Consider the following 25361-nt stretch of genomic DNA (forward strand, 5'->3'; position numbering starts at 1 on the left):
GTCAGAGTGCTTAAGAATCGGTTTCTTCATCCGTTCTCGGCAAAACCTCTTCCCCCTTCAGCGTAGCCGAACTGGATTCCGTGATTTTCACCATCACGAAGTCTCCTATCCGGTGCTTGCCACGGTCGAAGACCACTACACGGTTCTGCTCCGTACGCCCGAACAGTTGGTCGCGGCTGCGCTTGCTCACACCCTCTGCCAGCACTTCGTAGGTCTGACCCACACAACGGGCATTGGCTTCGGCGGAAAGACGGTTCTGAAGAGCGATGATTTCGTTCAGACGGCGAACCTTCACCTCTTCGGGCACATCGTCCGCCAGATGCTTGCTGGCATATGTGCCGGGACGCTCGGAATATTTGAACATAAAGGCAGCATCGTATCCGCACTCTTCCATAAGCGAGAGGGAAAGCCGGTGGTCTTCCTCCGTTTCGGAATGGAAACCAGAGAAGATGTCGGTAGACAAACCGCAATCGGGGATGATGCGACGGATGGCGGCCACACGCTCCAGATACCACTCACGGGTATATTTGCGGTTCATCAGCTTCAGGATGCGGCTGCTGCCGCTTTGCACCGGCAGGTGTATGTGTTTGCACACGTTGGGCATATCGGCAATGACCTGCAAGGTTTCGTCGCTCATATCCTTGGGGTGCGAGGTGGTGAAACGCACACGCACGCCCGGTGCGGCCTCAGCCACGATACGAAGCAACGCAGGGAAGCCTACCACCGTTCCGTCGGGTCTCTCAAAACGGTAGGAGTTGACGTTCTGCCCCAGCAGGGTGACTTCCTTATATCCTTTCGCCACGAGGTCGGCCACTTCGTTGAGGATGCTCTCCACGTCGCGGCTGCGTTCGCGCCCGCGGGTGTAGGGCACAATGCAATAGGTGCAGAAGTTGTTACAGCCACGCATAATGGATACGAAACCGGAGATATGGTTTCCGCAGATGCGCGAAGGAATGACGTCCCGATAGGTTTCGGTGGTAGAAAGTTCCACGTTCATCGCTTTCTCGCCGGCTTCTACCGCCGCAATCAGCTCCGGCAGGGTGAGGTAGGCATCGGGGCCCACCACCAGATCGACGTGGTGGTTGGTGATGAGGTCGTCCTTCACACGCTCGGCCATGCAACCCAGCACGCCGACTATCAGCCGCCGCTTCTTCTTTCTGAGCGAATGGAAGAACTCCAGCCGGTTCAGTATTTTCTGCTCCGCATTGTCGCGGATGGAGCAGGTGTTCATAAACACGGCATCGGCCTCTTCCAGCGTCTCGGCCACGGAGTAGCCCGCCATCTGCATGACGGACGCGATTACTTCACTGTCTGCCACATTCATCTGGCAGCCGTAGGTTTCGATAAACAATTTCTTGTTTTCATCGGCAGTTGCAGATTTAAAGTCTGCTCCCGTTACTTTTTCCATACTTGTCTTTATCGTTATTGATTTGCAAACAGCTTCTTTCGTAGCCCGAACAGACAGATTTTCAAGCACAAAAGAGTGTGCAAAGATACGTCCTTCCCCGAAAATAAAGAAATGCTTTTCATTTTTTATAAAATGAACTCATAAGGCCGGAGGAAGGGATAAGAGCTCAAAAAAAAGATTATCCTGCCGAACTCCGCAATCATTGTTTTCTTTGAAAAATCCAACCAAAAATCTCTCTTGGAAAAATCGAGAAAAAGGAAAAGAAGGATCAGCTCCATACAGAGGATATATCAATCCTATACTGATGTAGGCTCAGTCTTATACTGAAGGTACATCAGTCGTATACTGATCTACCCCTCGTCAGAAGGTGCTCTGACAGGGGTATATCAGGCCTTCGCTTTTTGTCTAAGACGAATTAATGAAAGTAAATTATCGTTATAGGTGCACGGTTGCACCAACTATAAGAAAGTTGGATTTAATTTGTCACTACAACATCAAATACTTGAAGAATATTTTGTGGAAAAGCAACTATCTTTGTGGCAACATAACGAGAGTATGCGTACTCTCTACGATACATATAGCAAGAATGTTAATACGGTTGCCATTAATATGGGGAATTCTCCAAACAGTTCTGCAAACTCAAGTAGCGAGGAAATAAAAAAACTGTATGAGTTGAAAGAAAAGGGGATAATAACTCAAGAGGAGTTTGACTTAAAGAAAAAGACAATACTCTAATATTTGCAGATGAATCCGAATTCAGTATTCCGATTCTCCCCGAACTGACATTAAATGATTATAAATTCAACGATTTGTTTAATTACTGTTAATTACACGAACTTTCCACTTGACAATTTGGTATAAAAAGAATTAATCTACAACTTTGTAGGACGAAAGAAACATTAGATTTTTTCATAGTTAAGGTTTAGGTTAAAATAAGGGGAGCTGTGAAGCTGCCCTTTTTTTATTGCCTGTTTCTTGAATGCAATCCGGACTTGATTATTACATTTGCCCGAAAGCAAACACAAATTGCATTCTGCCGCAAAAAAAAAGATAAATTCGTTTGTTCTACTTTCGGTTTCCATTATCTTTGGGAAAAAATAAAAGAACGATAGTATGGAAGATGTCTTCAAATTCCTGTTAGTTGCAGCTGTCATCGCAATCGGAATCGTCAAGCAGATCAAGAAAGAAGCTCAAAAGAACGCTGACAAGAAGCCCGTCATGCCTGTGCCCGACGCTGACTTCCCACTGTCTGAACACCGGGATGAAGACACTTATGGAGACAGTGTCCCTGCGGGTTCCGGAATGGAAGCGGAAGTCATCCGCCAATCATCTGTCAGGCCTGCCAAACAACTTCGCAATCAGAAACAGCCGTCCCAGCCGCAAACCACTGCTTCGCAACACTCTTCCGTCAACGTCTTCTCTCCTCCGACATACAGCCCGCCAGAATCCGACGAAACTTCCGGCTTCGACATCCATTCGGTGGAAGAAGCAAGAAAGGCCGTCATCTGGTCAGAAATAATTCAACGGAAATACTAAACAATAAACGGTGGGCAATCAAGAATAGACAAAACCGACCGGTACGAAATATACCGGAAAAGCCTTGAAAATCTTTACACGAAAAATAACAGTTAATAATTATGGCACTTAATTACATTTCGGCAGCAGAAGCTGCAAGTCTCATCAAACATGGCTACAACATCGGTCTGAGCGGATTCACACCCGCAGGAACTGCCAAAGCCGTTACGGCAGAATTAGCAAAAATAGCAGAAGAAGAGCATGCAAAAGGGAATCCCTTCCAAATAGGCATCTTTACCGGTGCTTCCACGGGAGACTCTTGCGACGGCGTTCTGGCACGCGCCAAAGCCATCCGCTACCGTGCTCCCTACACCACCAATGCCGATTTCCGCAAAGCCGTGAACAACGGAGAGATAGCTTATAACGACATACATCTCTCGCAAATGGCACAAGAAGTACGCTACGGCTTCATGGGCAAAGTGGACATTGCCATCATCGAAGCCTGCGAAGTGACACCCGACGGCAAAATCTACCTGACAGCCGCCGGAGGCATCGCCCCCACCGTATGCCGGTTGGCCGACCGGATTATCGTGGAACTGAATGCCGCCCACAGCAAAAACGCCATGGGGCTGCACGACGTTTACGAACCGCTTGACCCTCCCTATCGCCGCGAAATACCCATCTACAAGCCGAGCGACCGCATCGGACTACCTTATATTCAGGTTGACCCCCAAAAGATTGTCGGTGTAGTAGAGACCAACTGGCCCGATGAAGCACGCGGCTTTGCCGACGCCGACCCGCTGACGGATAAAATCGGACAGAACGTGGCTGACTTCCTGGCTGCCGATATGAAACGCGGAATCATTCCCTCCACCTTCCTGCCCTTGCAATCGGGTGTGGGCAACATTGCCAACGCCGTGCTGGGTGCACTGGGACGAGACAAGACCATCCCCGCCTTCGAGATGTACACGGAGGTGATTCAGAACTCCGTTATCGGACTGATTCGAGAAGGTCGTGTGAAGTTCGGCAGCGCTTGTTCGCTGACCGTGACCAACGACTGTCTGGAAAGTATATACAATGATATGGACTTCTTCCGCGACAAGTTGGTGCTCCGCCCGTCGGAAATATCGAATAATCCCGAAGTGGTGCGCCGTCTGGGAGTTATCTCCATCAACACCGCCATCGAGGCTGACCTTTACGGAAACGTAAACTCCACCCACATCAGCGGCACGAAGATGATGAACGGTATCGGAGGTTCGGGCGACTTTACACGCAACGCTTACATCTCTATCTTCACTTGCCCGTCCGTGGCCAAGGAAGGCAAAATCAGCGCCATCGTGCCGATGGTTTCGCATGCCGACCACTCGGAGCACGACGTCAACATCATCATCACCGAACAAGGTGTGGCCGACCTTCGCGGCAAGAGCCCGAAAGAGCGTGCGCAAGCCATCATCGAGAACTGTGTCCATCCTGACTACAAAAATATCCTTTGGGATTATCTGAAACTGACCGATGGAAAAGCGCAAACACCTCATGCCCTGCGTGCCGCGCTGGCGATGCATGTCGAACTGGCCAAAAGCGGAGATATGAAGAACGTGGACTGGGCGCAGTACAAATAAACGCCCTTTCCGAATCCGTCATATTAAGACAAAACTAAAGCCAACTAATTCGTCGTGAGTTCACGAGTTAGTTGGCTCATTTTATGACAATCTATGGTTTTGGACAGGGAGAAGTATCGGTTGTGATGCAGGAATTATTATTTTGGGATTGATTTCTTTAGAAAATATCAGGTATAAAGTAAATAGAAGTAGCTATTATAATTGTCCGCTTTCCACCATCAGTATTACTCGTTCGGTCAGTGCGTCTTCTCCCGCCGGGTCATACTGTTTTTTCAGGCTGGCACCCAATAAGGCAGCGAAGGTCTGGTAGAATCCGGCTTTAAACGGCCCCATGAAGGCTTTTACCAATTCGTAGCCGGTGGAGTTGGTTTGGCGATCTACTAACTTTATCAGCAGTTTGCCTTGAGCAAAGGTGAGTTTCTTCAATCGGGGGGTATATTGTTCTTTCAGACCTTTTTCCACGGCTTTGATGTGCTGTTTGCGAGCTTTCTCGTTGGGCAGGGTCATCATGTACTCGTAAGTTTCAATGATGGCCCGGTTCACTTCTTTTGAGATGGGAAGTACTTTTTTCACATCGCGGATAAGTTTATAATACTTTTCTATTTCCCGCTTGTTTCTGAACTTTAACGGCTTGAATATATAAACGTTGGGCAGGTCGACGTATGGGATGGTGTCTCCCTCGTAAATGCACATGGGGACAAGCTGAATATTTGTTTTTCCACCGCTCTGCGCAGACTGCGGCTGTGCAAAAGCTTCCGGGCTTCCGCAGAGCAGAAAGAGAATGAATATTACTATATTAAGTCTTGTCATATCACAAAAGTACATCATTCCGTGAAATGTTGTTGCATTCGGATGTTTTTTCCTCGGTATCTTAACTTATTTATCGAGACAACGCTCTGTTTTATTCGAAAATAAACACTTTCCTCTTTCCTTTTTTGTTTTATAGCCTTACTTTTGCATACCGGATAACCATCAAACAACAAAACGGCTGTATCAAATGAAATGCGTCAGATTGGTAGTTTTTGTGAGTGTGCTGTTGGCGGCTTCTGTGCTTAGGGCACAAAACACGCCCTTGTCTCTTTGGGAGGAGCATTTGGAACAGATTTCTGCGGATGCCGAAGATGAACACAATTGGGAAGACGAACTGCAAGAACTCTCCCGGCTGTTGCAAGAACCTCTCAATCTCAATGCGGCAACCAAAAGCCAATTGGAACAATTCCCTTTCCTCACGGATATTCAGATAGAAAATCTGTTGGCATATATCTACTTGCACGGGCAGATGCAAACCTTATATGAACTACAATTAGTGGAAGAGATGGATAAGCGCACCATTGAACTGCTACTGCCTTTTGTCTGTGTACAGAAGGTGGAAGGAGAGAGTAAGGGTTATCCCGCTTTGAAAAACATCCTTAAACATGGCCGACACGAAATGCTTACTCGTGTGGATGTACCTTTCTATACACGAAAAGGCTATGTCAAAAGCTATCTCGGTCCTTCGCCCTATCACTCCCTGCGCTATGGCTTTCGTTACGGCGACTACTTGCAGGCAGGCATAACGGGCGAGAAAGATGCCGGAGAACCTATGTTTGCCTTGCACAACGGCAAAGGTTATGATTACTACTCTTATTATTTCATAGTCAGAAACTTAGGTAGGCTGAAAACCTTGGCTTTGGGCAATTATCGTTTGAGCTTCGGACAAGGATTAGTGCTCAGTACAGATTTCCGTTTGGGTAAGACATTCTCCTTATCCACCGCCGAACATCGTGCCGGAGGCATACGAAAACATGGCTCTACGGATGAGTATAACTATTTTCGCGGAGTGGCGACAACGGTGGAAATCATCCCTTCTTTGGAGTTGTCGGCATTCTATTCGTACCGATTAATGGACGGCACGGTGAAAGAAGGAGAAATTACTTCCATTTACAAAACGGGGCTGCACCGTACGCAAAAAGAAGCGGACAAGGCAAATGCTTTTGCTCTTCAACTCATGGGTGGTAACCTGACCTATGAGAAAAAAACATTGAAAGTAGGTCTGACGGGCATTTGTTATTCCTTCGATCATCCTTATGAACCGAGACTTGACGGATATGCGAAATACAACCTGCACGGCAATGACTTTTACAATGTAGGGATAGATTATAAATATCGGTTGGGGCGTCTTGCATGGGCAGGCGAGGGTGCAATCGGCAAACGAGGATATGCCTTGCTGAATAAATTGAGATACGACTTCTCGCCCGACTATCGGCTGCTGCTGGTTCATCGCCTCTATTCCTTCGATTATTGGGCTATGTTTGCTCGCTCTTTCGGTGAAAGCAGCGCACCGCAGAACGAAAACGGCTGGTATCTGGCGGCAGAACTCTCTCCTTTTGCTCATTGGAGGTTCTTTGCTTCGGTCGATATGTTTTCTTTTCCTTGGTGGAGATACCGCATCAGCCAACCTTCGCAAGGAACTGATGTCATGTTTCAGGCGAACTATTCGGCAAAACGCAATCTATCCATGTATCTCAATTACCGATATAAACGGAAAGAGAGAGACGTGACGGGTAGCCGTGTTGCGGTTACATCACCCATACACCATCAACGGCTTCGATATAGGTTGTCCTATACACCGGGTAGCTTTACATTCCGCACCACCATTGACTACAATCATTTCCGTCAGCAAGACAAGGCAAACCGTCACTTCGATGGGAAAGCCGGATACCTGTGTACACAGTCTTGTGCCTATTCTTCCCCTTCCTTTCCCTTGTCGTTTGTCTTGCAAGCCACTTATTTCAATACGGATGATTACGATTCGCGTATATATGCTTCTGAAAGAGGTTTGCTATATACCTTTTCTACCCCTTCTTTTTCTGGCAGAGGTTGTCGCTATTCTGTTCTTTTCCGTTACGACGTAAGCAAAAACTTTATGTTTCTTGCCAAGTTCGGACAGACCGTTTATAACGATCGCAAAACAATCGGTTCGGGTTCCGATTTGATAAACGGCAACCGTAAAGCGGATTTGCAAATGCAGCTTAGAGTTAAGTTTTAGGCAGAATATCCGATTAAGCTTTTCATAGTAGTAGAAGCATAACCTGAAACATTAAAAACAAGCTCAGGTATTGTTTTTGTTGAAACTTTAGACCCCGAAGATTGTTTAATAAAAGTGTTTGATTAACTTTGTTCTTGTTCAAGATTCTTTTAGATCAAGAATAACGGTAAATAATTTACAGCAATGACAGTCATTTATCCTTCTCCCATATTTGGTCCCGTTCATTCCCGCCGTTTGGGAGTATCATTGGGAATCAACTTATTGCCTGCCGACGGCAAGGTGTGTACCTTCGATTGTATCTACTGCGAATGCGGTTTCAATGCCGACCACCGGCCCAAAGAGCAGCTACCCACACGGGAAGAAGTACGTGTGGCCCTTGAAGCACGCCTGCAGGATATGTCGCAGAATGGGCCTTCGCCCGATGTACTGACCTTTGCCGGCAACGGTGAACCTACCGCGCATCCGCATTTTCCTGAAATCATAGAAGATACGCTTGTCTTGCGTGACCGCTATTTCCCGGACGCCAAGGTAAGCGTACTCACCAACTCCACCCTTATCCATAAGCCTGCCGTGTTTGAGGCTCTGAGCAAAGTAGATAATAACATCTTGAAGCTTGACACGGTAGACGAAGACTACATTCGTAATCTTGATTGCCCTACGGGGCCTTATTCTGTAAACAAAATCATCGAAAGAATGAAAGCCTTCAGAGGTAACTGCATCATACAAACCATGTTCTTGAAAGGAAGCTACCGGGGCAGGGATATGAATAACACTTCCGACAAATACGTTCTGCCCTGGCTGGAGGCAGTGAAAGAGATAGCTCCCCGTCAAGTGATGATTTACACCATCGACCGCGAAACACCGGGTAAAGACTTACAAAAGGCCACACATGAAGAGCTGAATCGCATTGCGGCACTGATACGGAAAGAAGGGATAGAAGTAAGTGTCTCTTATTGAAAATTCTCACATACTTATCTCTTTTTACTCAATTTTCCTTTCATTTTTATAGGTAAATTAAAATAAAGCCCTATATTTGCTTACTATTTGATAAGATAAAAAACTTTATTTACATACTGTTATGGAAAAAATAGACAATCTTGACCGGCAGATTCTGGAAATCATTTCTCAAAATGCCCGTATTCCTTTCAAAGATGTAGCCGCTGAATGTGGAGTATCGCGTGCAGCCATTCATCAGCGTGTGCAACGTTTGATAGATCTTGGCGTTATTGTTGGTTCAGGTTATCATGTAAATCCCAAATCGCTTGGATACAGAACTTGTACGTATGTGGGAATCAAATTGGAAAAAGGTTCCATGTATAAAAGGGTGGTTGCCGAATTGAATAAGATTCCCGAAATCGTAGAATGTCACTTCACCACAGGCACATATACCATGTTGACGAAAGTTTATGCCCGTGATAACGAACATCTGATGGACTTGTTGAATAACAAAATGCAAGAGATTCCGGGTGTGACAGCTACAGAAACTCTTATTTCTTTGGAGCAAAGCATCAAGAAAGAGATTCCTATTTGTCCTGAGAAATAAAAATAAAGAATCATAGGTGGCTCATCACCGGCTTATGAACAATAGCAAACAATAATGGATTTCTTAAACGAATATCATTTGTCCGGTCTTCTCATCGGTATCTGTACATTTCTTATTATCGGCCTGTTCCACCCCATAGTCGTAAAGGCCGAATACTATTGGGGAACCAAATGCTGGTGGTTTTTCCTCCTGCTTGGGGTCAGTGGCGTCATAGCTTCTCTCTGCACGGAGAGTATTATGGTTGCTTCTTTGCTGGGCGTATTCGCTTTCTCTTCCTTCTGGAGTATTAAAGAGATATTTGAGCAGGAAGAGCGTGTAAGGAAGGGATGGTTTCCCAAGAATCCTAAAAGAACCTATAAGTTTTAAGGAATGGCTGTTATCCTACCTCCTTCTCAAGACTCTTTTCCGGGTATATCTGTGTCAGTTTGATATAAGAATGACAGAATGTTTCAGAAACTTCGTACCATGCCGGAAATAGTGTCCGGGCGGAAACTCTTTTAATAAGAGCTCCGCATCTTCTCCGCATCCGCTCCGTATATCCTCCGTATCATCTCCGTATCACCTCCGTATATCCTCCGCTTATATAGATACGGAGAAGGTCTGGGGAAGACACGGCGTTGATACGGTTGGGGTATGGTTTCGGTGGTAAGAATGTATTGGTTGGCCGCATATTAGGATGATAGATGTGCTTCATTCCACCATCGGCATTTGCAAACGCAACGATGGATACCACCAAAGCCTTTGGCTCTATTTGAATGCTCTTGCGATCAAACGTCTGACCTTCCTTGCGGGTTATTATATCTTATATAGTCATAGTGGAAATTATAATGTTATTATTTTTTGTTTATTATTAAAGGCGGCCTTAAGCGCATAGAGACTGCTTTGCTCGGTCACGCCAATGAATAATATCCTGTCGGCCATTTCGCAAACCCACCTATTCCTCATCATTGCTGTGTCCTTTGACTGACGTGCCGCATTACTTACAGACACTATCAATAGTCTGTTTTGAGTTAACACTTCTTGTAATTCCTTAGGGATGGCTTTATACATTCGCCGGGCAATAACAAGAATAATCGGTTGGCTGCCTTTCAGCAGGAAGTGAAGCACATCCTGTTCCAATTTACTGTTAAATCCACTGATGATACAGTCTCCACGACTGCGCATATCCGTAGCCCAATCATATACCCGCAACACCGTCTCGGAAGCGATATTACTCGATGCGAGGAAGGCTGTCTTTTGCAAATTCAACAGTTCCCTGTTGCCAAGATATTGTGTGTGCACTGTCATTGATGATTCTCTCCGTCGCCTTTCTTCTTTTTATTGTTCTTTCGTGGTGCGATACGCTTCAGGTCTTGGTCGAGTTGCTTGATACTTTCAAAGTGCTCTATTTGCCGTTGCTGCTCTTTGTAAGCAACGTATTCCTTTGTAGCTTTGGCTACTGCCAGCTTGTGAGAAATTGTGCCGGCATGCTCAAGGATATTCTTCTCGTTCATGGTGAGTACAAGTCGCAGCTTCTGCACCCAGTCACGCATGTACATTGGTTTCTCGGCCAACGCCTGCGCCTCGGCATAGGCAAGGAACTGCTCTACGATAAGTTTCAACTGTCCAATCTCTTTCTCATTCAGGTAGTTCTTACCTATCAAGACATCATTCTTGGTTACTTTCCCCTCTTTTTCCGTAGAAGTAAGTCCCATCATCGGTAGTGAGGCATTAGCACGATAATAAATAAGTTCGGCAGCCGTCTTTCCGCTGACAGCCCAAAGTAGCTTGTTCTGTATTTCCTTGAAGAAGGCCAATGTCATCTCAGCAGATGGATTATAGTCGATGCTCGTTGCGTATATATCCTTTATCTGCTGATAAAACACCTTCTCAGAAAGGCGTATCTCACGAATGCGGTCTAAGAGTTCTTTAAAGTAGTTATAGGAAGAACCCGTCTTGAATCGCTCATCGTTCAGCGCAAAGCCTTTGATGATATATTCTCTTAGTCGCTGTGTAGCCCAAATGCGGAACTGCGTGCCTTGCTGAGACTTCACCCGATAACCTACCGAGATGATAACATCGAGGTTGTAATAATCCACCTGATAAGTTTTCCCATCCGTTGCAGTTGTTGCATAATTTGCAACAACTGAAGGAGCTTGCAATTCTCCTTCCTCAAATATGTTCTTAACATGCCGTGAAATGGTAGATTTATCACGCCCGAAGAGTGTTGCCATTTGGTCTAATGACAGCCACACGGTTTCGTTTTCAAATCGCACATCTATTTTTATCTTTCCATCTTCCGACTGGTAGATAAGCATATTGTCGTTGTTGCTTGCTTCCATCATTCTATTCTTTATTTATTGTCTCATACGAGATGCTCCTTGCTTTCGTCTAATGTTTTATGGCTTCCTTATTCTAATTTACAACTGTGGGGATTGTAATATACTTCGGTCTTTTCCAAAATAATCATCCCAGATGATACGTAACTGCAAAGCATCTGTATGACCTTCGGATAAAAACATACGCTCTTCTCTATAACCATTACGAGATGTTATCAAATCGTATGGTCCCCAAGTTCCTAATAACTTAACTCCTTCAAGAGTGCCCTCATTTACAATCTCTATACGAACATTACGAGCATCGGCCTGCTCTGAATTATAGAAACGGATTCGCCGGCTGCCTTTTTCGTTATGGATAATATTGCACTCAACTTTGGCTTGCAATTCTTGGTTTTCTGCTTTTTTTATTTTTTTATTTGTAACTCATTCAAGAACTTTTCTTGCTTCTTGCTTCTTGATTATCTTATCGTGACGATAATACATAAATAATCTGAATTAGTCAAGACTTAATCTGACAGTTACGCATAAAAAAGAATAATTTTGTAACAGAGAAAACCACGAGTACGAGCTGTATCCGGCCGTGGAGGACATAGACCATTCCAAAATCAAGGCGAAAAGCCCACAAACAAACGGTATCTGCGAGAGATTTAACAGAACTGTGCAGAATGAGTTCTACGCTATTGCAGAAAATATATGTATCTATCGAACAGCTGCAAACAGACCTTGATGCATGGATGAACGCTTACAACACGGAAAGGACACATTCCGGAAAGCACTGTTTCGGGAAAACGCCGATGCCGCCTATCTTAAAAGATAAATCGGCGTCATCAGCGTCTGAAAAATCATATCCTAAAACTTATATCCGAAGCCCAGATTCAGGTAGATGGGATACATATCGAACGTGATGGTCTTGAAATCTCGTTTAAATACGTTGCAGAAAGCCCAAGTAAAATCGGCGTTGACCGAGAAATGGCGGAATGCTTGCCACGTGCCGCCTATCTGTGCCCCGTACTGGAAACGACGGAGGTCGGAACTGAAATCATAGGTCGACGACTTGCCGTCCGTAAATTCCACTTTCTCGCCCGTAGGCGTACCTTCGCGCAAGTAACCGTCGCTCACCGAACCGGAGAAGTTGCCGTCCATACGATAGGATACATACATGCCGGCACGCACTTTCCAACTGCCGTTGAACCGATAATTGGCCATCACCGGCAAGGTGAGGAACGTGCTGTTGTAGTTCGTCTCCACCCGTCCTGTCCATCGTCCGGCCACCTTGTTGCCGTCGTTCAGTATTTCCGTGCCGTAATTCTTCACCCTTGCATCTGTCTTCATGCCTTTTTCCTCGATACGCAGCCCCACCGATACGCCCCGGTTCTTCTTGCGGCCCAGCCACTTCGTGACGGTTCCTTCCACCACCCCATTGAATTTCGGGCTGAAGCTGTTTACTTCGCGAATCTCTTCGGGCAACGGGATGGGCGACGCCCCGCCTATGTTTACGCCGGCCTTCACCTCATACTCCCAACCGTTTCTCTCGGACAGTCTTAAGCTCTGATTCCTGTCTTGTTGCGCCATAGTCGTCACCGACCAAAGGCCGAGGGCCGTCGCAATGAGTCCCTTAAAATATATCTTCATGACTATTGTTTTTATTTATAATACAAGTTCATCTCATCTACATACAACGTGCTGCCCACAGCCCCATTGAAATAAGCTCCTCCCTCGCTCGAGGAGAGCACGATGGCAAGGTTGTATTTGCCGTTGCGCAATTTCTCCGCCTCAATCGTTCTGCCTCCTATGGGTTTGAACTCAGCCGAGAAATGCGTCCATTCGTCCGCCTCCTTACGATTCTCCACCTGTGCCATCATCACGATATTCTCGTGTTTTTTGATGTTGGTTCCGTCGAGGTAGGGCACTTCTTTGGTCACTTCATACATCACGGCATAGATGTCGAAAAGATCTTTCTTTTCCGATTGTTCTTCACTGTTCTTATTGATATATTTCTCGCCGGCTTTGTATTTGAAATAACCGTCCAGCCCCAACGGCATCATGCGGAAAGGTACACCGAAATGAGTCGATTTGGCCATATTGCCCATATTGATTACAAACTCGCCTATGAAAAGGTTTCCTGCTGCCAAAGGAGCTTGAAACATCGCCCCGAGCGTGCCGGTGGAACGGGTGACAAGTTTGGCGCACTTACCTTTGTATCCGTTCTCTGCCTGACTGGTGGGATAGTCCGTGGCGGGAGCGGTGCTGTTGGTTATCATGAATCCCGCATTGCCGCTGCTCCAGTCCATATCGGCCCCTTCGATGGTCCGGTCGTAAAAGATGTGGTAAAACTTCCGTGGCTCGGCCGTAGGATCCCATTCGTCCTTGTACTCATAATATCTGATGTTCTCGAAATGATACTCCGTAGCCGGGCTTTCGGAGATGAACGAAACTTTATAAGTCTTCTTCCACTGTCTGTCCTGAGATGTAACAGTATAGGTTTGCGGCGTGGTGAAATCCCTCATCGTACCGCCGGCAGGTTCTATCGTTGCCCCTGCCGTCAACGTGAAAGTGGGCGCAAGGTTTGTCAAGTCCTCCCATCCGTTGACATAAAGCTTTACTTCAGTATTAGTAATCACCGGTTCGCGAATAAGCAGATTTCCACTCACGGCGCATGCCACGATGTCTGCTTCTGCATTTGCTGCCTCGTCCTTGATACACGACGTCGTCCATGTGGCGACACACAGTCCCACAAAAGCAACCTTTGTTATTCCTTTCAATTTCATACCTCAAATGTTTTTATCTGTTTTTATTTCAACCTCCTTCCACTTTGTGTTCGGGCGTTTTTGTGCGCAAAAAGGGAGTTTGGTTTATATTATATGGGTCGCAAAGGTACAATTTCTTTCGAAAATACAGAAAAGCTCGTCTCCGTCCTTTCTATGATTTATCAGTGTGGATATGTACCCTTTTTTATAGTTCTTTTTTAGTAACTATTCGGCGATAGGTGCACAAAATATTTGTGTCCGTTGAATAAGAACATCTATTCTGAATTTAAGAAAGAGGACATCGGCATACCGTTTCCACAGTTGACAGTGTATCAGGCAAAAGATTGATGCCGGCAGTTTTCCGTCCTGCCTTTTACCTCTTTAACGGCAGTCTTGGAAACAGTTTCCTGAAGCGTATCAAGTAGGCGTTGATATTACTGCCGGCTATGATGAACGTCACGGCCAAAATAATCAGCACTATTCCAAGACACAGTCTGGGCGTAAGTTGCTCGCCGAAGATGGTCACTCCGAAAAAAACGGCAGTCACGGGTTCCAAGGCGCCGAGTATGGCTGTCGGGGTGGAGCCGATGTACTGGATGGCTTGTGTGGTGCAGAGGAAAGAAATAGCGGTGGGAAATACGGCCAATGCGAACAGATTGCCCCATAAATACCATTTATCAACAATATACAGGGTTTGACCGAAGTCTACGCGAACCAGAAAGAGCGAGAGCCCGAATAGCAATACGTAGAAAGTTATTTTCAGCGTGGCCACATCTTTCAGCCGCGGGCGGTTGACACCTACAATATAGATGGCATAGGAGAGGGAGGAGATTACTACCAATGCAATGCCCGTCAGACTGAGTGTGGTGCCGTCATCACCTTTATACAAAAGTGCAATGCCGCTCAAGGCAAGGAAAATGCACAAGATGGTTTGCAGGGTGATTTTTTCTTTAAATACAAATGCCATGATCACTGCGACCAGAATGGGGTAGACAAACAGTATCGTTGAAGCGATGCCTGCTTCCATATAGTTATAACTTTGAAACAAGGTCAGGGAGGAAACAGCCACTAAGCATCCCAATGCAATCAACGGCAACACGTCTTGCTTTCTCAGCTTAAAACTCCTGCCTCTGGCCTTGAGCATGATACCTAAGATGGAAATGGCGAACAAGTATCTGAAAAACAGAACGGAGTCCGGATCCATCCCTTCTTTGTAGAGCGGGAGGGCAAAAAGAGGGTTCATGCCGTAGGATGCGGCAGCGATGCTTCCCAATATATAGCCTTTTACCTTTGCATTCATATGAGCCGTAAGTTGCTGTTCGTTTCGATTCATCGTTTTTGAGACTTGCAAAGGTAAATCATACTTTTTATTCTTCAACCTTTTTCTTAGGGAAAATAAATACTCTTTTCATCCTATGTGGGGCAGATGTTATCCGGCATTTGCCCTGTTGGCCTGTCTATAGTGGCGGAAATTCCGGCCGAATACCAGTGAGACTTCGAAAGGCATATCATCGCTTATCTTCGGAGCCTTGGCACCGGAATGAAGCAGGACGGGTGCTGTTTCTACAAAGGCCTCGTCCCACAAACCGGCATCGATGAACGATTGCAATAACATGCTGCCGCCTTCTACGAGAAGTGATTGCAGCCTGCGTTCATAAAGGGCATGCATCATCTGCGGAAGTGTGTCTTGTGAGTAATCTATCGGAATATACTCCACATTGAGAGCTGCTTCGTGCGGCTTCTCGGTAAAAACAAGAGTAGGCGTGTTGCCGTCAAAGAGTTGCAGGGCGGGGGACAATGCTGCACTACGGTCGATGACGACACGTACGGGTGAACGGCCGTACCAATGACGAACGGTCAGTCCGGGATTATCCAAGCGGGCTGTACGGGTACCCACCATGATGGCGCTATGCTCTGTACGCTTTTTGTGTACCAACATGGATGTCAACGGACTGGATAGCATAACCGGACAACCGTCTTTACGCTGCATGTCCAAATAGCCGTCGGCCGACTCCGCCCATTTTAACGTAATATAGGGACGGTGGAGGGTGTGGAAGGTAATAAACCGTCGAATGAGCTGTCTGCATTCCTCTTCCATAACCCCCACGATGACCTCACGTCCGGCATCTTTCAGTTTCCGTATGCCTCGTCCGGCCACTTCAGAAAAGGGGTCGATACATCCGATGACGATACGGGGAATTTGCTTTTCGATGATCAGGTCGGCACAGGGGGGCGTTTTCCCGTAATGCGAACATGGTTCCAAACTGACATAAATGGTGGAGCGTTTCAGTAACGAAGGGTCTTTGACGGAACGGATGGCATTGACTTCGGCATGCGCCTCTCCGCAACGTATATGATAGCCTTCGCCTATGATTTGTCTGTCGCATACAATCACTGCCCCTACCATCGGATTGGGGGCTGCGTTGCATCGTCCGTTCTGTGCTAACTGAATGCAACGGCGCATGTATTTATATTCTTCTTCCATATATTCTTTATTGACGGTCATTCTCTACTCGTTTTTTTTCTCTATTTTTGCATCTTGATACAAAGAATGTTTTTAATGAGTACCCCTGCCCGACATATCCGTACTGTTTTGCAATCTTGTTATTCCGCACGGGAGGCGGCCGCTCTTTGTCGCATCATTTGCTGTGAAATGCTGGGGCAAAGCTCCGTGGATTATTATCTGGGCAAAGATATAATTTTATCTTCGAACAAGGAAAGAGAACTGGAAGGCATTCTGTGCCGCTTGTGCAATTTTGAGCCGATACAATATATACAGGGTGTTGCACCATTCTTGGGACGCCTTTTTCACGTGGCTCCCGGTGTGTTGATTCCCCGCCCCGAAACCGCAGAACTGGTGGAAGAGATGCTGAAAGAGATTGCACCGGACGGTCGCATTCTCGACATTGGTACCGGAAGCGGTTGTATAGCTGTCAGTTTGTCAAAAGAACTTCCCGAGGCGCAAATCACGGCTTGGGACATTTCGATAGAGGCTCTTTGCATAGCTGAAGGAAACAACAGGCAATTGCAGGCTTCTGTCTGTTTTGTTCGGCGCGATGTCCTGACATATCGGCCGACTGATGATGACCGTTTTGATGTGATAGTCAGCAATCCGCCTTATATTACGGAAGCCGAAAAGCAATATATGGAACGGAATGTGACGGACTGGGAACCTTCTTCGGCCTTGTTTGTGCCGGATGCGGATCCCCTCCTTTTCTATCGCCGTATCGGAGAGTTGGGGCAAAGCATGCTGACACCGGGGGGTAAGCTCTATTTTGAAATTAACCGGGCATTCGGAGAGGCCATTGCGAGGATGCTTCGCGAACAAGGCTACACGAAAGTCCGTGTCCGAAAAGATATTTCCGGCAACGACCGGTATGTAATGGCAGAAAGAGGATGGAAATGACCGAAACAGAGGCCCTGAAGCGGATGGAGTCTTATTGTTCCACTGCTGAACATTGTCGGGCAGAGATAGTGGAAAAACTTCAGCGGATGGGTGTGAATCATGATGCCGTAGAACGCATTGTCAATCGCCTGATAACGGAAAGATATATAGACGAGGAGCGTTTTTGCCGTGCTTTTGTCAACGATAAATATCGTTTTGCCAAATGGGGGAAGTATAAAATAGGCAAGGCGCTTCAGCAAAAAGAAATCCCCTCGTCCGTTTACCGCACTTCTTTGGATGAGGTTGATGAAGAAGAATATCTCGCCATTCTTCGGAATTTGTTGGCGGCAAAGCGGAAGAGCATCCGAGCTAAAAGCGAATACGAACTGAAAGGCAAGTTGGTTCGCTTCGCGCTGAGTCGTGGATTTGAAATGAAGGATATACGTTGCTGCATCGATGTTTCCGACGAAAACGACTATACTGAATAAAAAATATTTGGTATTCTCTTTTCTAATCTCATACAGTTTCTGTACTTTTGTACCATATTTATCATAACAGTTAGTGTTATTATGAAAACTTTAGAAAGATTGTTTGCAGAAAAATTGCTGAAGATAAAAGCGATTAAACTACAGCCCGCCAATCCATTTACTTGGGCATCCGGATGGAAGTCTCCTTTTTATTGCGATAACCGCAAAACCCTTTCTTATCCTTCCCTTCGCAATTTTGTGAAAACGGAAATTACACGTCTGATTCTGGAACGCTTCGGACAGGTGGATGCCATTGCCGGTGTGGCAACGGGAGCCATCCCTCAAGGGGCATTGGTGGCCGACGCCTTGAATCTGCCATTTGTATATGTACGTTCCACTCCGAAAGATCATGGCTTGGAGAACCTGATTGAAGGTGAACTTCGCCCCGGAATGAAAGTGGTGGTGGTAGAAGACCTGATATCGACCGGTGGAAGCAGCTTGAAAGCTGTAGAAGCCATTCGTCGCGATGGATGCGAAGTTATCGGCATGGTAGCCGCCTATACTTACGGATTCCCCGTGGCCGAAAAAGCCTTTAGGGATGCCAAAGTGCCCTTGGTAACATTGACAAACTACGAAGCTGTGCTGGAGACTGCCTTGCGCACCGGTTACATCGAGGAGGAAGACGTGGAGACACTGAATGAGTGGCGCAAAGACCCTGCACATTGGGATGCCGGGAAATAAACATTGTTCTTAATAAAAATATGGCATGACAAAAGAACCATTCGGAGCAATCTATGTCCGGATAGTTCTTTTGTCTTTTTAATAGAAGCGAATATATGACGAAATTTGAGAGTGGAATAAAGAATATTCAAGCTTCACAAGAGGCTGTCTATCAGAAGCTGTCTGACCTGAATAATTTGGAGAAAGTGAAAGAACGCCTGCCGGAAGACAAAATAAAGGATTTAACTTTTGATGCCGACAGCATGACTATGGAGGTGGACCCCGTAGGGAGAATCACTTTGCAGATTGTTGAGAAAGAACCTTGCAAGTGCATCAAGTTTGGAACGATTGCCTCACCTCTTCCGTTTAATCTTTGGATACAAATTCTACCTGCCACCGCAGGCGAATGCAAAATGAAACTCACCATTGGCATAGACATCAATCCGTTTATGAAAGCCATGGTGCAGAAACCCTTGCAGGAAGGCCTTGAAAAGCTGGCCGACATGCTCTCCCTCATACCTTACTAATCATTAATCGTTAAACACTAAATCACGTGGCTCAGAAACTTTGGGAAAAATCAGTCCGGGTAAACAAGGATATCGAACGTTTCACGGTAGGGCGCGACCGTGAAATGGATCTTTACTTGGCAAAATACGACGTGTTGGGCTCTATGGCACATATCACGATGCTCCAAAGCATCGGCCTTCTGACTCAAGAAGAGCTGGAGAGCTTGCTTGCCGAATTGAGAAACATATATGAAACGGCAGCGCGCGGAGAGTTTGTGATAGAGGAGGGGGTTGAAGATGTGCATTCGCAGGTAGAGCTTATGCTGACACGGAAGCTGGGTGATGTAGGAAAGAAGATTCATAGCGGACGTTCGCGCAACGACCAGGTGTTGCTCGACCTGAAACTATTTACCCGTGCAGAGTTACGAGAAATTGCGGAGGCTGTGGAGCAACTGTTTCATGTGCTGATTATGCAGAGCGAGCGTTATAAAGAGGTACTGATGCCGGGTTATACGCACCTGCAAATAGCTATGCCTTCTTCATTCGGATTGTGGTTTGGCGCCTATGCGGAAAGTCTCGTAGATGACATGCTTTTCTTGCAGGCAGCGTTTAAAATGTGCAATCGCAACCCTTTAGGTTCGGCGGCCGGTTATGGCTCTTCTTTTCCGTTGAACCGTGCCATGACTACTCGTCTTTTGGGTTTCGACTCCTTAAACTATAATGTGGTATATGCCCAGATGGGACGTGGCAAGATGGAACGTAATGTCGCTTTCGCTTTGGCAAGCATCGCCGGCACTATCTCTAAGCTGGCTTTTGACGCTTGTATGTTCAACAGCCAGAATTTTGGCTTTGTGAAGTTGCCCGACGACTGCACTACCGGTTCCAGTATCATGCCGCATAAGAAAAACCCTGACGTTTTTGAACTGACACGTGCCAAATGCAACAAACTGCAATCCTTACCCCAACAGATCATGATGATTGCCAATAATCTTCCTTCCGGTTACTTTCGTGATTTGCAGATTATCAAGGAGGTTTTCTTACCGGCTTTTCAGGAATTGAAGGATTGTTTGCAAATGACAACTTATATCATGAATGAGATAAGGGTGAATGAGCACATTCTGGATGATGATAAATATCTGCTTATTTTTAGTGTGGAAGAAGTGAATCGTCTGGCACGTGAAGGCATGCCTTTCCGTGATGCTTATAAAAAAGTGGGATTAGATATCGAGGCCGGACGTTTTCTGCATGCAAAAGAAGTGTACCATACGCACGAGGGCAGTATAGGAAACCTATGTAACAAAGAAATCTCCGCATTGATGCAACAAGTTGTGGATGGTTTCGACTTTGAAACCATGAAAGACGCAGAACGGAAACTTCTTGGCAGATAGGCTGTCAAAACTGTTTGGTTCTTGGCTACTGAATGCAATACTTTTTATAAAATATATTTGGCGGGAATGGGAAAACTGTTTATCTTTGCAGCCGTTCTTCCAATGCGGAAATAGCTCAGTTGGTAGAGCACAACCTTGCCAAGGTTGGGGTCGCGAGTTCGAGTCTCGTTTTCCGCTCTCTTTTCCTTTTTTTTCTGTAAGGATGCTCGAATGGTGGAATGGTAGACACGAAGGACTTAAAATCCTTTGGCCATTGCGGCTGTGCGGGTTCAAGTCCCGCTTCGAGTACGATGGAAGCCCCGTGAGTCTTAAACTTACGGGGCTTTGTTATTACAGGTGATGACTACACTCATAAGGGGGGTAAAAAGGAAAAGCCGCAAAAGAGGCTGTTACTTCTTTGCGACTTATTTTATCCTAATCATTTCCGGAGGGGAAGCTTATGCCTTTACTCCGTTGTATTCGTCAGAAACAGTCAGTTTCTTTCTGCCTTTGGCACGACGTGCGGCCAATACTCTGCGTCCATTGGCAGTTGCCATTCTCTCACGAAAACCGTGTTTGTTCTTTCTCTTTCTGTTAGAAGGTTGAAATGTTCTTTTCATTACTGTATCTTGTTTTATGTTATTATTCTCACGAATTCGGGCTGCAAAAATAGGGACTTTTTTCAAATAAACCAAGAGATAACTCATTTTCTCTCAAAAGTTTTTGTGATTTCTGCCGATTTCCATTACTTTTGCAGGCGTGAAGCAATTCCAACAAAGCAAACCATAATAATATAATAATAAAGACTATAAGTATGATTAATGCCCAAGACATTAAAATCGGAACTTGCATCCGCATGGACGGCAAGCTTTATTTCTGTATCGACTTTCTGCATGTAAAGCCGGGAAAAGGTAACACTTTTATGCGTACCAAGCTGAAAGACGTAGTGAACGGTTATGTTCTCGAACGTCGTTTCAATATCGGTGAAAAGCTGGAAGACGTACGTGTGGAGCGTCGTCCGCATCAATACCTCTATCACGATGGTGACTACTACCAGTTTATGCATCAGGAAACTTTCGAACAAATCCCTATCAGTCACAACCTCATCAACGGTGTGGACTTCTTGCTTGAAGGCATGGTGGTAGATGTGGTATCGGATGCCACAACCGAAACCGTGCTTTATGCTGATGTGCCGGTAAAGGTTCAGCAGAAGATTACTTATACCGAACCCGGGCTGAAGGGTGACACGGCAACCAACACCTTGAAGCCTGCAACCGTAGAGTCGGGCGCAACCGTTCGTGTCCCCTTGTTCATCAACGAAGGCGAGACCATTGAAATAGACACTCGTGACGGCTCTTACGTGGGCCGCGTAAAAGCATAATTTTTCTGTATAGTTTGTAACTCGCTCGGCAGCTTGTCCGTAACTTTTTGGGGCAGGCTGCTTTTTTTATTGCCGAGTTTTCCATTATTGCTGGGTTTCCATTACCTTTGTCCGTGGCTAAAGAACAAACGTTATGAGATATTCAGTCATTATTCCCGTTTTCAACCGTCCGGACGAAGTGGACGAATTGCTGCAAAGCCTTGTCCGCCAAAGTTACACCGATTTTGAAGTGATTGTAGTGGAAGACGGTTCTTCTCTTCCTTGCCGGGACATCGTGGAAGAGTTCCGAGAAAAGCTGGATATACATTATTACAATAAACCCAATTCCGGCCCCGGCCAGACACGCAACTATGCCGCAGAGCGCAGTAATGGCGAGTATCTGATTATTATGGACTCCGACTGCATTCTGCCCGAAGGATATTTCATCGCAGTGGAAGAAGAATTGCTGCGAAAACCCGCCGATGCTTTCGGCGGGCCGGACCGTGCGCACCAATCCTTTACCGACATGCAGAAAGCCATAAACTACTCCATGACTTCTTTCTTCACCACCGGCGGCATACGAGGGGGGAAAAAGAAGATGGACAAATTCTATCCCAGAAGTTTCAATATGGGAGTGCGGCGAGACGTCTATCAAGCCTTGGGCGGTTTCTCTAAGATGCGTTTCGGTGAGGACATCGATTTCAGTATCCGCATTTTCAAGGCAGGGTATACATGCCGTCTGTTTCCCGGCGCATGGGTATATCACAAACGTCGGACGGACTTGAAGAAGTTCTTCAAACAAGTACACAACTCCGGTATTGCCCGCATCAATCTGTATAAAAAATATCCTGAATCGTTGAAGATAGTCCACTTGTTGCCGGCGGCATTCACTTTGGGCTTGGCGATACTGCTGTCGGGCGTGCCTTTCTGCTTATACAGCCTGACGCCTGTCGTTGCCTATGCTCTGTTGGTCTGTATGGATTCTACCCTTCGAAATTGCAGTCTGCGCATCGGCGTCTATTCCGTTGCCGCTTCTTTTATCCAGCTTGTCGGATACGGGACAGGCTTCTGGCGGGCCTGGTGGAACCGTTGCGTATTGGGGAGGGGAGCGTTTGAGGCTTTTAAGAAGAACTTCTATAAATAGTCATGACAAAGTGGCGGAGAAGATAAGCATACGGTATGAATAAGCTGAATATCAATCAGTGGGCCGAAGAGGATCGCCCACGGGAAAAAATGATGCAGAAAGGGGCGGAGGCGCTGAGTGACGCCGAACTGCTGGCCATCCTCATCGGATCGGGCAATACGGAAGAAAGTGCCGTGGCTCTGATGCAGCGGGTACTTGCCGGTTGCGGCAATGACCTGAATCGGCTGAGTAAATGGGAAGTGCATGACTTTGCCCGCTTCAAAGGTTTGGGGCCTGCCAAAAGCATCACTGTAATGGCTGCCCTTGAGCTGGGTAAACGGCGCAAATTGCAGGAGTGTTCCGAACGCGCCGTCATCCGTTCATCGGCAGATGTCTATGAGCTGTTCCATCCTTTGCTATGCGACCTTGCCACCGAGGAGTTTTGGGTATTGCTTCTGAATCAGGCTTCCAAAGTGATAGACAAGGTGCGCATCAGTCGCGGAGGCATCGATCAAACGACTGCCGACGTACGAACCATCCTACGCGAAGCCTTGTTGCGGCGTGCCACGCAGATTATCCTCGTCCATAATCACCCTTCGGGCAATACACGCCCCAGCATGGACGATAAGCGCCTGACGGAACAAGTGAAAAAAGGCGCGCAGACCATGAACATACATCTGGCCGACCATGTAGTTGTTACGGATGGTCATTATTACAGTTTCAGTGACGAGGGGATGCTGTAACCTCCGTCTTCTTTCAGCAGGGCGTCATGCCTTCAATTCCTTCTGTAACCACACTTTCATCACCGGATCCGGGATTATGACGCGGCGCTTTTCTATTTCTATAAGTTCCTTTTTAATCAATGCCCTTTTCACGATACTGACATTTGCTGACGAGCCAAGTTGATATTTCTGCAAAATCTCTTGTGTGGTAAACTCACTATGAACACCATCAATAAGGGCTTTTAAGAAGTTCATCTGATAAGTCGTAAGGCTTTCTGTCTGTTTTTCAAACAACGGTGTGTTTTGGTCAATAATATCCTGATATGCCATCTCGAAGTCATGCTCTGTGGCGATTTTGTCCGTATGCACCCACACCAACCACGACAACTGCTGCACATACGAAGAATGGTTGTCTACCCTTTGGCATATCTTTTCGGCTAATTCTCTTGAAATCCGTTTACCTGTAGCTGCGAAGCGGGCGCAGATGTAATCAATCCAATCTGAAGTTCCGATTTTGGGCAAATAAATGGCGTCACCGAATTTATAAAACGGAAGGCTCTTCTTTTCAAAAAGCTCATTCATCAAGTGTTTCTTACTGCCGAACAAACAATAAGATACCGACTTTTGTAGTTGCCATACAGAACGTAACCGCTTCTGAAAAGTCTTCGAATCCTTGAATTCGGCAATCTGTTGGAATTCATCGATGCATACGACAATTTTACAACCTTTTTTTTGCGCTATCTTTTCGGGGAGTTGCAGAATCTCATCAATATCGTCGCTCTTGGGATTCATCTCAAGTGAAATGGAGAAATCCGTCATCGGATCAGTGCCTATTGATATTTTGGGGCTGATACGCGAAAGGAATAACCTGACATTTTCAAGCCACTCATCCAATTTAGAAGATGTTTGTTTAAGAACGGCGGCCGCAAATGCGTCATAGAAATCTCTGTCGCTGCGACACGGGAATATATCAAGATACACAACCTTCAATTTGTCGGATTGTGCCAAGCGGCACGCTTTCTGCACTAAAGAAGTCTTACCCCAGCGGCGAGGAGAAATCAGCACCGTATTTATGCCGTGCTGAAAATTCAATAATAGACGTTCCGTTTCTTTCTCCCGATCGGTAAAATTATCGCCCGATGTCGCAATACCGAATATAAAAGGCTTATTCTCCATAAATCTCCAGATATTATTCTGATGTAAAGGTAGACAATATTTTTATTAGTAACAATGTTATTACTAATAAATTTGTTACAACATGAATTCTAAAGAAAGCCCAGGTTTTTAGAATTCATTGAGGTGTGGTTTCGGTAAGAGAAACTGGTGGATTCTAATAGGGAGAATACTTTTCTCCTTATAAGCGAACTTACCGTTATTTGATCTGCTTGGGGTGGCTATCCTTAAGCTAAATCAATCCTATGATATGTAAACTTATTGCGCCGAAATCAGTATTACAAGATGGGAGTACATTCGAACATTCAATATTTTTCCGGAATCAAAAGTCTGCTTTCTTTGCATGTACGGTGGTGTAGG

Annotated in this window: 26 protein-coding genes, 2 tRNA genes and 2 pseudogenes; 18 read left to right on the forward strand and 12 right to left on the reverse strand. The window is 46.0% G+C overall.

The annotated features are described in order from the left end of the window. Positions 1 to 10 precede the first annotated feature (10 nt). Positions 11 to 1408: a tRNA (N6-isopentenyl adenosine(37)-C2)-methylthiotransferase MiaB gene (gene miaB, locus C4H11_RS09715; RefSeq protein ID WP_106041581.1), complete on the reverse strand. Its 1398-nt coding sequence runs from the start codon at positions 1406 to 1408 to the stop codon at positions 11 to 13. A 609-nt stretch (positions 1409 to 2017) separates the two neighbouring features. Here miaB and C4H11_RS09720 point away from each other — a divergent pair. The 3 genes from C4H11_RS09720 (at position 2018) to C4H11_RS09730 (ending at position 4542) form a co-directional block, all read left to right on the forward strand. Then, positions 2018 to 2143, forward strand: coding sequence for an SHOCT domain-containing protein (locus C4H11_RS09720; protein WP_234819928.1), 126 nt, complete (start codon positions 2018 to 2020; stop codon positions 2141 to 2143). 378 nt (positions 2144 to 2521) lie between these two features. Then, positions 2522 to 2944, forward strand: a complete 423-nt coding sequence (locus tag C4H11_RS09725) for a large conductance mechanosensitive channel protein MscL (protein ID WP_106041583.1) — start codon at positions 2522 to 2524, stop codon at positions 2942 to 2944. 101 nt (positions 2945 to 3045) lie between these two features. Next, a complete protein-coding gene (locus C4H11_RS09730) occupies positions 3046 to 4542 on the forward strand; it encodes an acetyl-CoA hydrolase/transferase family protein (RefSeq protein WP_106041585.1) in 1497 nt (498 codons plus the stop codon). A gap of 195 nt (positions 4543 to 4737) precedes the next feature. Here the strand turns inward: C4H11_RS09730 and C4H11_RS09735 are convergent, their stop codons facing one another. After that, a complete protein-coding gene (locus C4H11_RS09735) occupies positions 4738 to 5370 on the reverse strand; it encodes a DUF4294 domain-containing protein (RefSeq protein ID WP_106041587.1) in 633 nt (210 codons plus the stop codon). Positions 5371 to 5539: 169 nt separating this feature from the next. Here C4H11_RS09735 and C4H11_RS09740 point away from each other — a divergent pair, with 169 nt between their 5' ends. The 4 genes from C4H11_RS09740 (at position 5540) to C4H11_RS09755 (ending at position 9479) form a co-directional block, all read left to right on the forward strand. Further along, positions 5540 to 7570 carry a ComEA family DNA-binding protein gene (locus tag C4H11_RS09740; RefSeq protein ID WP_106041589.1) on the forward strand — a complete coding sequence of 677 codons (2031 nt, stop codon included), beginning with the start codon at positions 5540 to 5542 and terminating at the stop codon, positions 7568 to 7570. Between the two features lie 183 nt (positions 7571 to 7753). Then, positions 7754 to 8527 (forward strand): radical SAM protein, encoded by a 774-nt coding sequence (locus tag C4H11_RS09745; RefSeq protein ID WP_106041591.1) that lies wholly within the window; start codon positions 7754 to 7756, stop codon positions 8525 to 8527. Positions 8528 to 8648: 121 nt separating this feature from the next. Beyond that, entirely contained in the window at positions 8649 to 9113 is a 465-nt protein-coding gene (locus tag C4H11_RS09750; RefSeq protein WP_106041593.1) for an Lrp/AsnC family transcriptional regulator, read from the forward strand. A 54-nt stretch (positions 9114 to 9167) separates the two neighbouring features. After that, complete coding sequence (locus tag C4H11_RS09755) at positions 9168 to 9479, forward strand: DUF4491 family protein (RefSeq protein ID WP_106041595.1); 312 nt, start codon at positions 9168 to 9170, stop codon at positions 9477 to 9479. A gap of 328 nt (positions 9480 to 9807) precedes the next feature. Here C4H11_RS09755 and C4H11_RS14675 read toward each other — a convergent pair. From C4H11_RS14675 to C4H11_RS09770, 4 genes and pseudogenes are all read right to left on the reverse strand, one after another. Continuing rightward, positions 9808 to 9912, reverse strand: a pseudogene (locus C4H11_RS14675) (AlbA family DNA-binding domain-containing protein); the annotation flags it as partial. Positions 9913 to 9935: 23 nt separating this feature from the next. Further along, positions 9936 to 10400, reverse strand: coding sequence for a DNA-processing protein DprA (locus C4H11_RS09760; RefSeq protein ID WP_106041597.1), 465 nt, complete (start codon positions 10398 to 10400; stop codon positions 9936 to 9938). Then, entirely contained in the window at positions 10397 to 11434 is a 1038-nt protein-coding gene (locus C4H11_RS09765; RefSeq protein WP_106043322.1) for a virulence RhuM family protein, read from the reverse strand. The genes C4H11_RS09760 and C4H11_RS09765 overlap by 4 nt, the downstream gene beginning before the upstream one ends. Before the next feature lie 78 nt (positions 11435 to 11512). Further along, the gene (locus tag C4H11_RS09770) at positions 11513 to 11815 is read right to left on the reverse strand and encodes a hypothetical protein (RefSeq protein WP_106041599.1); all 303 of its coding nucleotides are present in this window, start codon (positions 11813 to 11815) and stop codon (positions 11513 to 11515) included. 163 nt (positions 11816 to 11978) lie between these two features. Between C4H11_RS09770 and C4H11_RS09775 the strand changes: the two are divergent. Next, positions 11979 to 12336: pseudogene (locus C4H11_RS09775) on the forward strand (integrase core domain-containing protein); the annotation flags it as partial. On the opposite strand, the gene C4H11_RS09780 reads toward C4H11_RS09775, so the two are convergent. From C4H11_RS09780 to ribD, 4 genes are all read right to left on the reverse strand, one after another. Continuing rightward, positions 12281 to 13063 carry a porin family protein gene (locus tag C4H11_RS09780; RefSeq protein WP_106041601.1) on the reverse strand — a complete coding sequence of 261 codons (783 nt, stop codon included), beginning with the start codon at positions 13061 to 13063 and terminating at the stop codon, positions 12281 to 12283. The pseudogene C4H11_RS09775 and the gene C4H11_RS09780 overlap by 56 nt on opposite strands. An 11-nt stretch (positions 13064 to 13074) precedes the next feature. Further along, positions 13075 to 14199, reverse strand: coding sequence for a PCMD domain-containing protein (locus C4H11_RS09785; RefSeq protein ID WP_106041603.1), 1125 nt, complete (start codon positions 14197 to 14199; stop codon positions 13075 to 13077). A 352-nt stretch (positions 14200 to 14551) separates the two neighbouring features. Beyond that, positions 14552 to 15478, reverse strand: a complete 927-nt coding sequence (locus C4H11_RS09790) for a DMT family transporter (protein WP_106043324.1) — start codon at positions 15476 to 15478, stop codon at positions 14552 to 14554. A 129-nt stretch (positions 15479 to 15607) separates the two neighbouring features. Further along, the gene (gene ribD, locus C4H11_RS09795) at positions 15608 to 16684 is read right to left on the reverse strand and encodes a bifunctional diaminohydroxyphosphoribosylaminopyrimidine deaminase/5-amino-6-(5-phosphoribosylamino)uracil reductase RibD (protein ID WP_394336036.1); all 1077 of its coding nucleotides are present in this window, start codon (positions 16682 to 16684) and stop codon (positions 15608 to 15610) included. A 54-nt stretch (positions 16685 to 16738) separates the two neighbouring features. Here ribD and prmC point away from each other — a divergent pair, with 54 nt between their 5' ends. The 7 genes from prmC to C4H11_RS09830 all read left to right on the forward strand — a co-directional run bounded on the left by prmC (position 16739) and on the right by C4H11_RS09830 (position 20932). Then, entirely contained in the window at positions 16739 to 17584 is an 846-nt protein-coding gene (prmC, locus tag C4H11_RS09800; protein WP_106041605.1) for a peptide chain release factor N(5)-glutamine methyltransferase, read from the forward strand. Then, on the forward strand, positions 17575 to 18051 hold the full coding sequence (locus C4H11_RS09805) for a regulatory protein RecX (protein ID WP_106041607.1): 477 nt from the start codon (positions 17575 to 17577) through the stop codon (positions 18049 to 18051). Before prmC ends, C4H11_RS09805 begins: the two co-directional genes overlap by 10 nt. Positions 18052 to 18132: 81 nt before the next feature. Next, positions 18133 to 18771, forward strand: coding sequence for an orotate phosphoribosyltransferase (pyrE, locus tag C4H11_RS09810; protein ID WP_106041609.1), 639 nt, complete (start codon positions 18133 to 18135; stop codon positions 18769 to 18771). Between the two features lie 95 nt (positions 18772 to 18866). Then, on the forward strand, positions 18867 to 19277 hold the full coding sequence (locus C4H11_RS09815; RefSeq protein ID WP_106041611.1) for an SRPBCC family protein: 411 nt from the start codon (positions 18867 to 18869) through the stop codon (positions 19275 to 19277). Positions 19278 to 19303: 26 nt separating this feature from the next. Further along, a complete protein-coding gene (argH, locus tag C4H11_RS09820) occupies positions 19304 to 20644 on the forward strand; it encodes an argininosuccinate lyase (RefSeq protein WP_106041613.1) in 1341 nt (446 codons plus the stop codon). Positions 20645 to 20748: 104 nt separating this feature from the next. After that, positions 20749 to 20821 (forward strand) — tRNA-Gly (locus C4H11_RS09825). 27 nt (positions 20822 to 20848) lie between these two features. Further along, positions 20849 to 20932, forward strand: a tRNA-Leu gene (locus C4H11_RS09830). Positions 20933 to 21081: 149 nt separating this feature from the next. Here C4H11_RS09830 and rpmH read toward each other — a convergent pair. Further along, positions 21082 to 21243, reverse strand: a complete 162-nt coding sequence (gene rpmH / locus C4H11_RS09835; protein WP_004292199.1) for a 50S ribosomal protein L34 — start codon at positions 21241 to 21243, stop codon at positions 21082 to 21084. Between the two features lie 194 nt (positions 21244 to 21437). Here rpmH and efp point away from each other — a divergent pair, with 194 nt between their 5' ends. From efp to radC, 3 genes are all read left to right on the forward strand, one after another. Continuing rightward, the gene (gene efp / locus C4H11_RS09840) at positions 21438 to 22004 is read left to right on the forward strand and encodes an elongation factor P (RefSeq protein ID WP_106041615.1); all 567 of its coding nucleotides are present in this window, start codon (positions 21438 to 21440) and stop codon (positions 22002 to 22004) included. A 133-nt stretch (positions 22005 to 22137) separates the two neighbouring features. Next, positions 22138 to 23127: a glycosyltransferase gene (locus C4H11_RS09845; RefSeq protein ID WP_106041617.1), complete on the forward strand. Its 990-nt coding sequence runs from the start codon at positions 22138 to 22140 to the stop codon at positions 23125 to 23127. Between the two features lie 35 nt (positions 23128 to 23162). Further along, positions 23163 to 23849 (forward strand): RadC family protein, encoded by a 687-nt coding sequence (radC, locus tag C4H11_RS09850; RefSeq protein WP_106041619.1) that lies wholly within the window; start codon positions 23163 to 23165, stop codon positions 23847 to 23849. Positions 23850 to 23873: 24 nt separating this feature from the next. Here the strand turns inward: radC and C4H11_RS09855 are convergent, their stop codons facing one another. Beyond that, on the reverse strand, positions 23874 to 25004 hold the full coding sequence (locus tag C4H11_RS09855; protein ID WP_106041621.1) for an AAA family ATPase: 1131 nt from the start codon (positions 25002 to 25004) through the stop codon (positions 23874 to 23876). Positions 25005 to 25361: the final 357 nt, after the last annotated feature.

This window comes from Bacteroides zoogleoformans (genome assembly GCF_002998435.1).
Taxonomy (GTDB): domain Bacteria; phylum Bacteroidota; class Bacteroidia; order Bacteroidales; family Bacteroidaceae; genus Bacteroides; species Bacteroides zoogleoformans.

Bases quoted from the DNA above. Each gene is read 5' to 3' on its own strand.
- miaB (WP_106041581.1), bottom strand. From the start codon at position 1,408: ATGGAAAAAGTAACGGGAGCAGACTTTAAATCTGCAACTGCCGATGAA.
- C4H11_RS09720 (WP_234819928.1), top strand. From the start codon at position 2,018: ATGGGGAATTCTCCAAACAGTTCTGCAAACTCAAGTAGCGAGGAAATA.
- C4H11_RS09725 (WP_106041583.1), top strand. From the start codon at position 2,522: ATGGAAGATGTCTTCAAATTCCTGTTAGTTGCAGCTGTCATCGCAATC.
- C4H11_RS09730 (WP_106041585.1), top strand. From the start codon at position 3,046: ATGGCACTTAATTACATTTCGGCAGCAGAAGCTGCAAGTCTCATCAAA.
- C4H11_RS09735 (WP_106041587.1), bottom strand. From the start codon at position 5,370: ATGATGTACTTTTGTGATATGACAAGACTTAATATAGTAATATTCATT.
- C4H11_RS09740 (WP_106041589.1), top strand. From the start codon at position 5,540: ATGAAATGCGTCAGATTGGTAGTTTTTGTGAGTGTGCTGTTGGCGGCT.
- C4H11_RS09745 (WP_106041591.1), top strand. From the start codon at position 7,754: ATGACAGTCATTTATCCTTCTCCCATATTTGGTCCCGTTCATTCCCGC.
- C4H11_RS09750 (WP_106041593.1), top strand. From the start codon at position 8,649: ATGGAAAAAATAGACAATCTTGACCGGCAGATTCTGGAAATCATTTCT.
- C4H11_RS09755 (WP_106041595.1), top strand. From the start codon at position 9,168: ATGGATTTCTTAAACGAATATCATTTGTCCGGTCTTCTCATCGGTATC.
- C4H11_RS09760 (WP_106041597.1), bottom strand. From the start codon at position 10,400: ATGACAGTGCACACACAATATCTTGGCAACAGGGAACTGTTGAATTTG.
- C4H11_RS09765 (WP_106043322.1), bottom strand. From the start codon at position 11,434: ATGGAAGCAAGCAACAACGACAATATGCTTATCTACCAGTCGGAAGAT.
- C4H11_RS09780 (WP_106041601.1), bottom strand. From the start codon at position 13,063: ATGAAGATATATTTTAAGGGACTCATTGCGACGGCCCTCGGCCTTTGG.
- C4H11_RS09785 (WP_106041603.1), bottom strand. From the start codon at position 14,199: ATGAAATTGAAAGGAATAACAAAGGTTGCTTTTGTGGGACTGTGTGTC.
- C4H11_RS09790 (WP_106043324.1), bottom strand. From the start codon at position 15,478: ATGAATGCAAAGGTAAAAGGCTATATATTGGGAAGCATCGCTGCCGCA.
- ribD (WP_394336036.1), bottom strand. From the start codon at position 16,684: ATGACCGTCAATAAAGAATATATGGAAGAAGAATATAAATACATGCGC.
- prmC (WP_106041605.1), top strand. From the start codon at position 16,739: ATGAGTACCCCTGCCCGACATATCCGTACTGTTTTGCAATCTTGTTAT.
- C4H11_RS09805 (WP_106041607.1), top strand. From the start codon at position 17,575: ATGGAAATGACCGAAACAGAGGCCCTGAAGCGGATGGAGTCTTATTGT.
- pyrE (WP_106041609.1), top strand. From the start codon at position 18,133: ATGAAAACTTTAGAAAGATTGTTTGCAGAAAAATTGCTGAAGATAAAA.
- C4H11_RS09815 (WP_106041611.1), top strand. From the start codon at position 18,867: ATGACGAAATTTGAGAGTGGAATAAAGAATATTCAAGCTTCACAAGAG.
- rpmH (WP_004292199.1), bottom strand. From the start codon at position 21,243: ATGAAAAGAACATTTCAACCTTCTAACAGAAAGAGAAAGAACAAACAC.
- efp (WP_106041615.1), top strand. From the start codon at position 21,438: ATGATTAATGCCCAAGACATTAAAATCGGAACTTGCATCCGCATGGAC.
- C4H11_RS09845 (WP_106041617.1), top strand. From the start codon at position 22,138: ATGAGATATTCAGTCATTATTCCCGTTTTCAACCGTCCGGACGAAGTG.
- radC (WP_106041619.1), top strand. From the start codon at position 23,163: ATGAATAAGCTGAATATCAATCAGTGGGCCGAAGAGGATCGCCCACGG.
- C4H11_RS09855 (WP_106041621.1), bottom strand. From the start codon at position 25,004: ATGGAGAATAAGCCTTTTATATTCGGTATTGCGACATCGGGCGATAAT.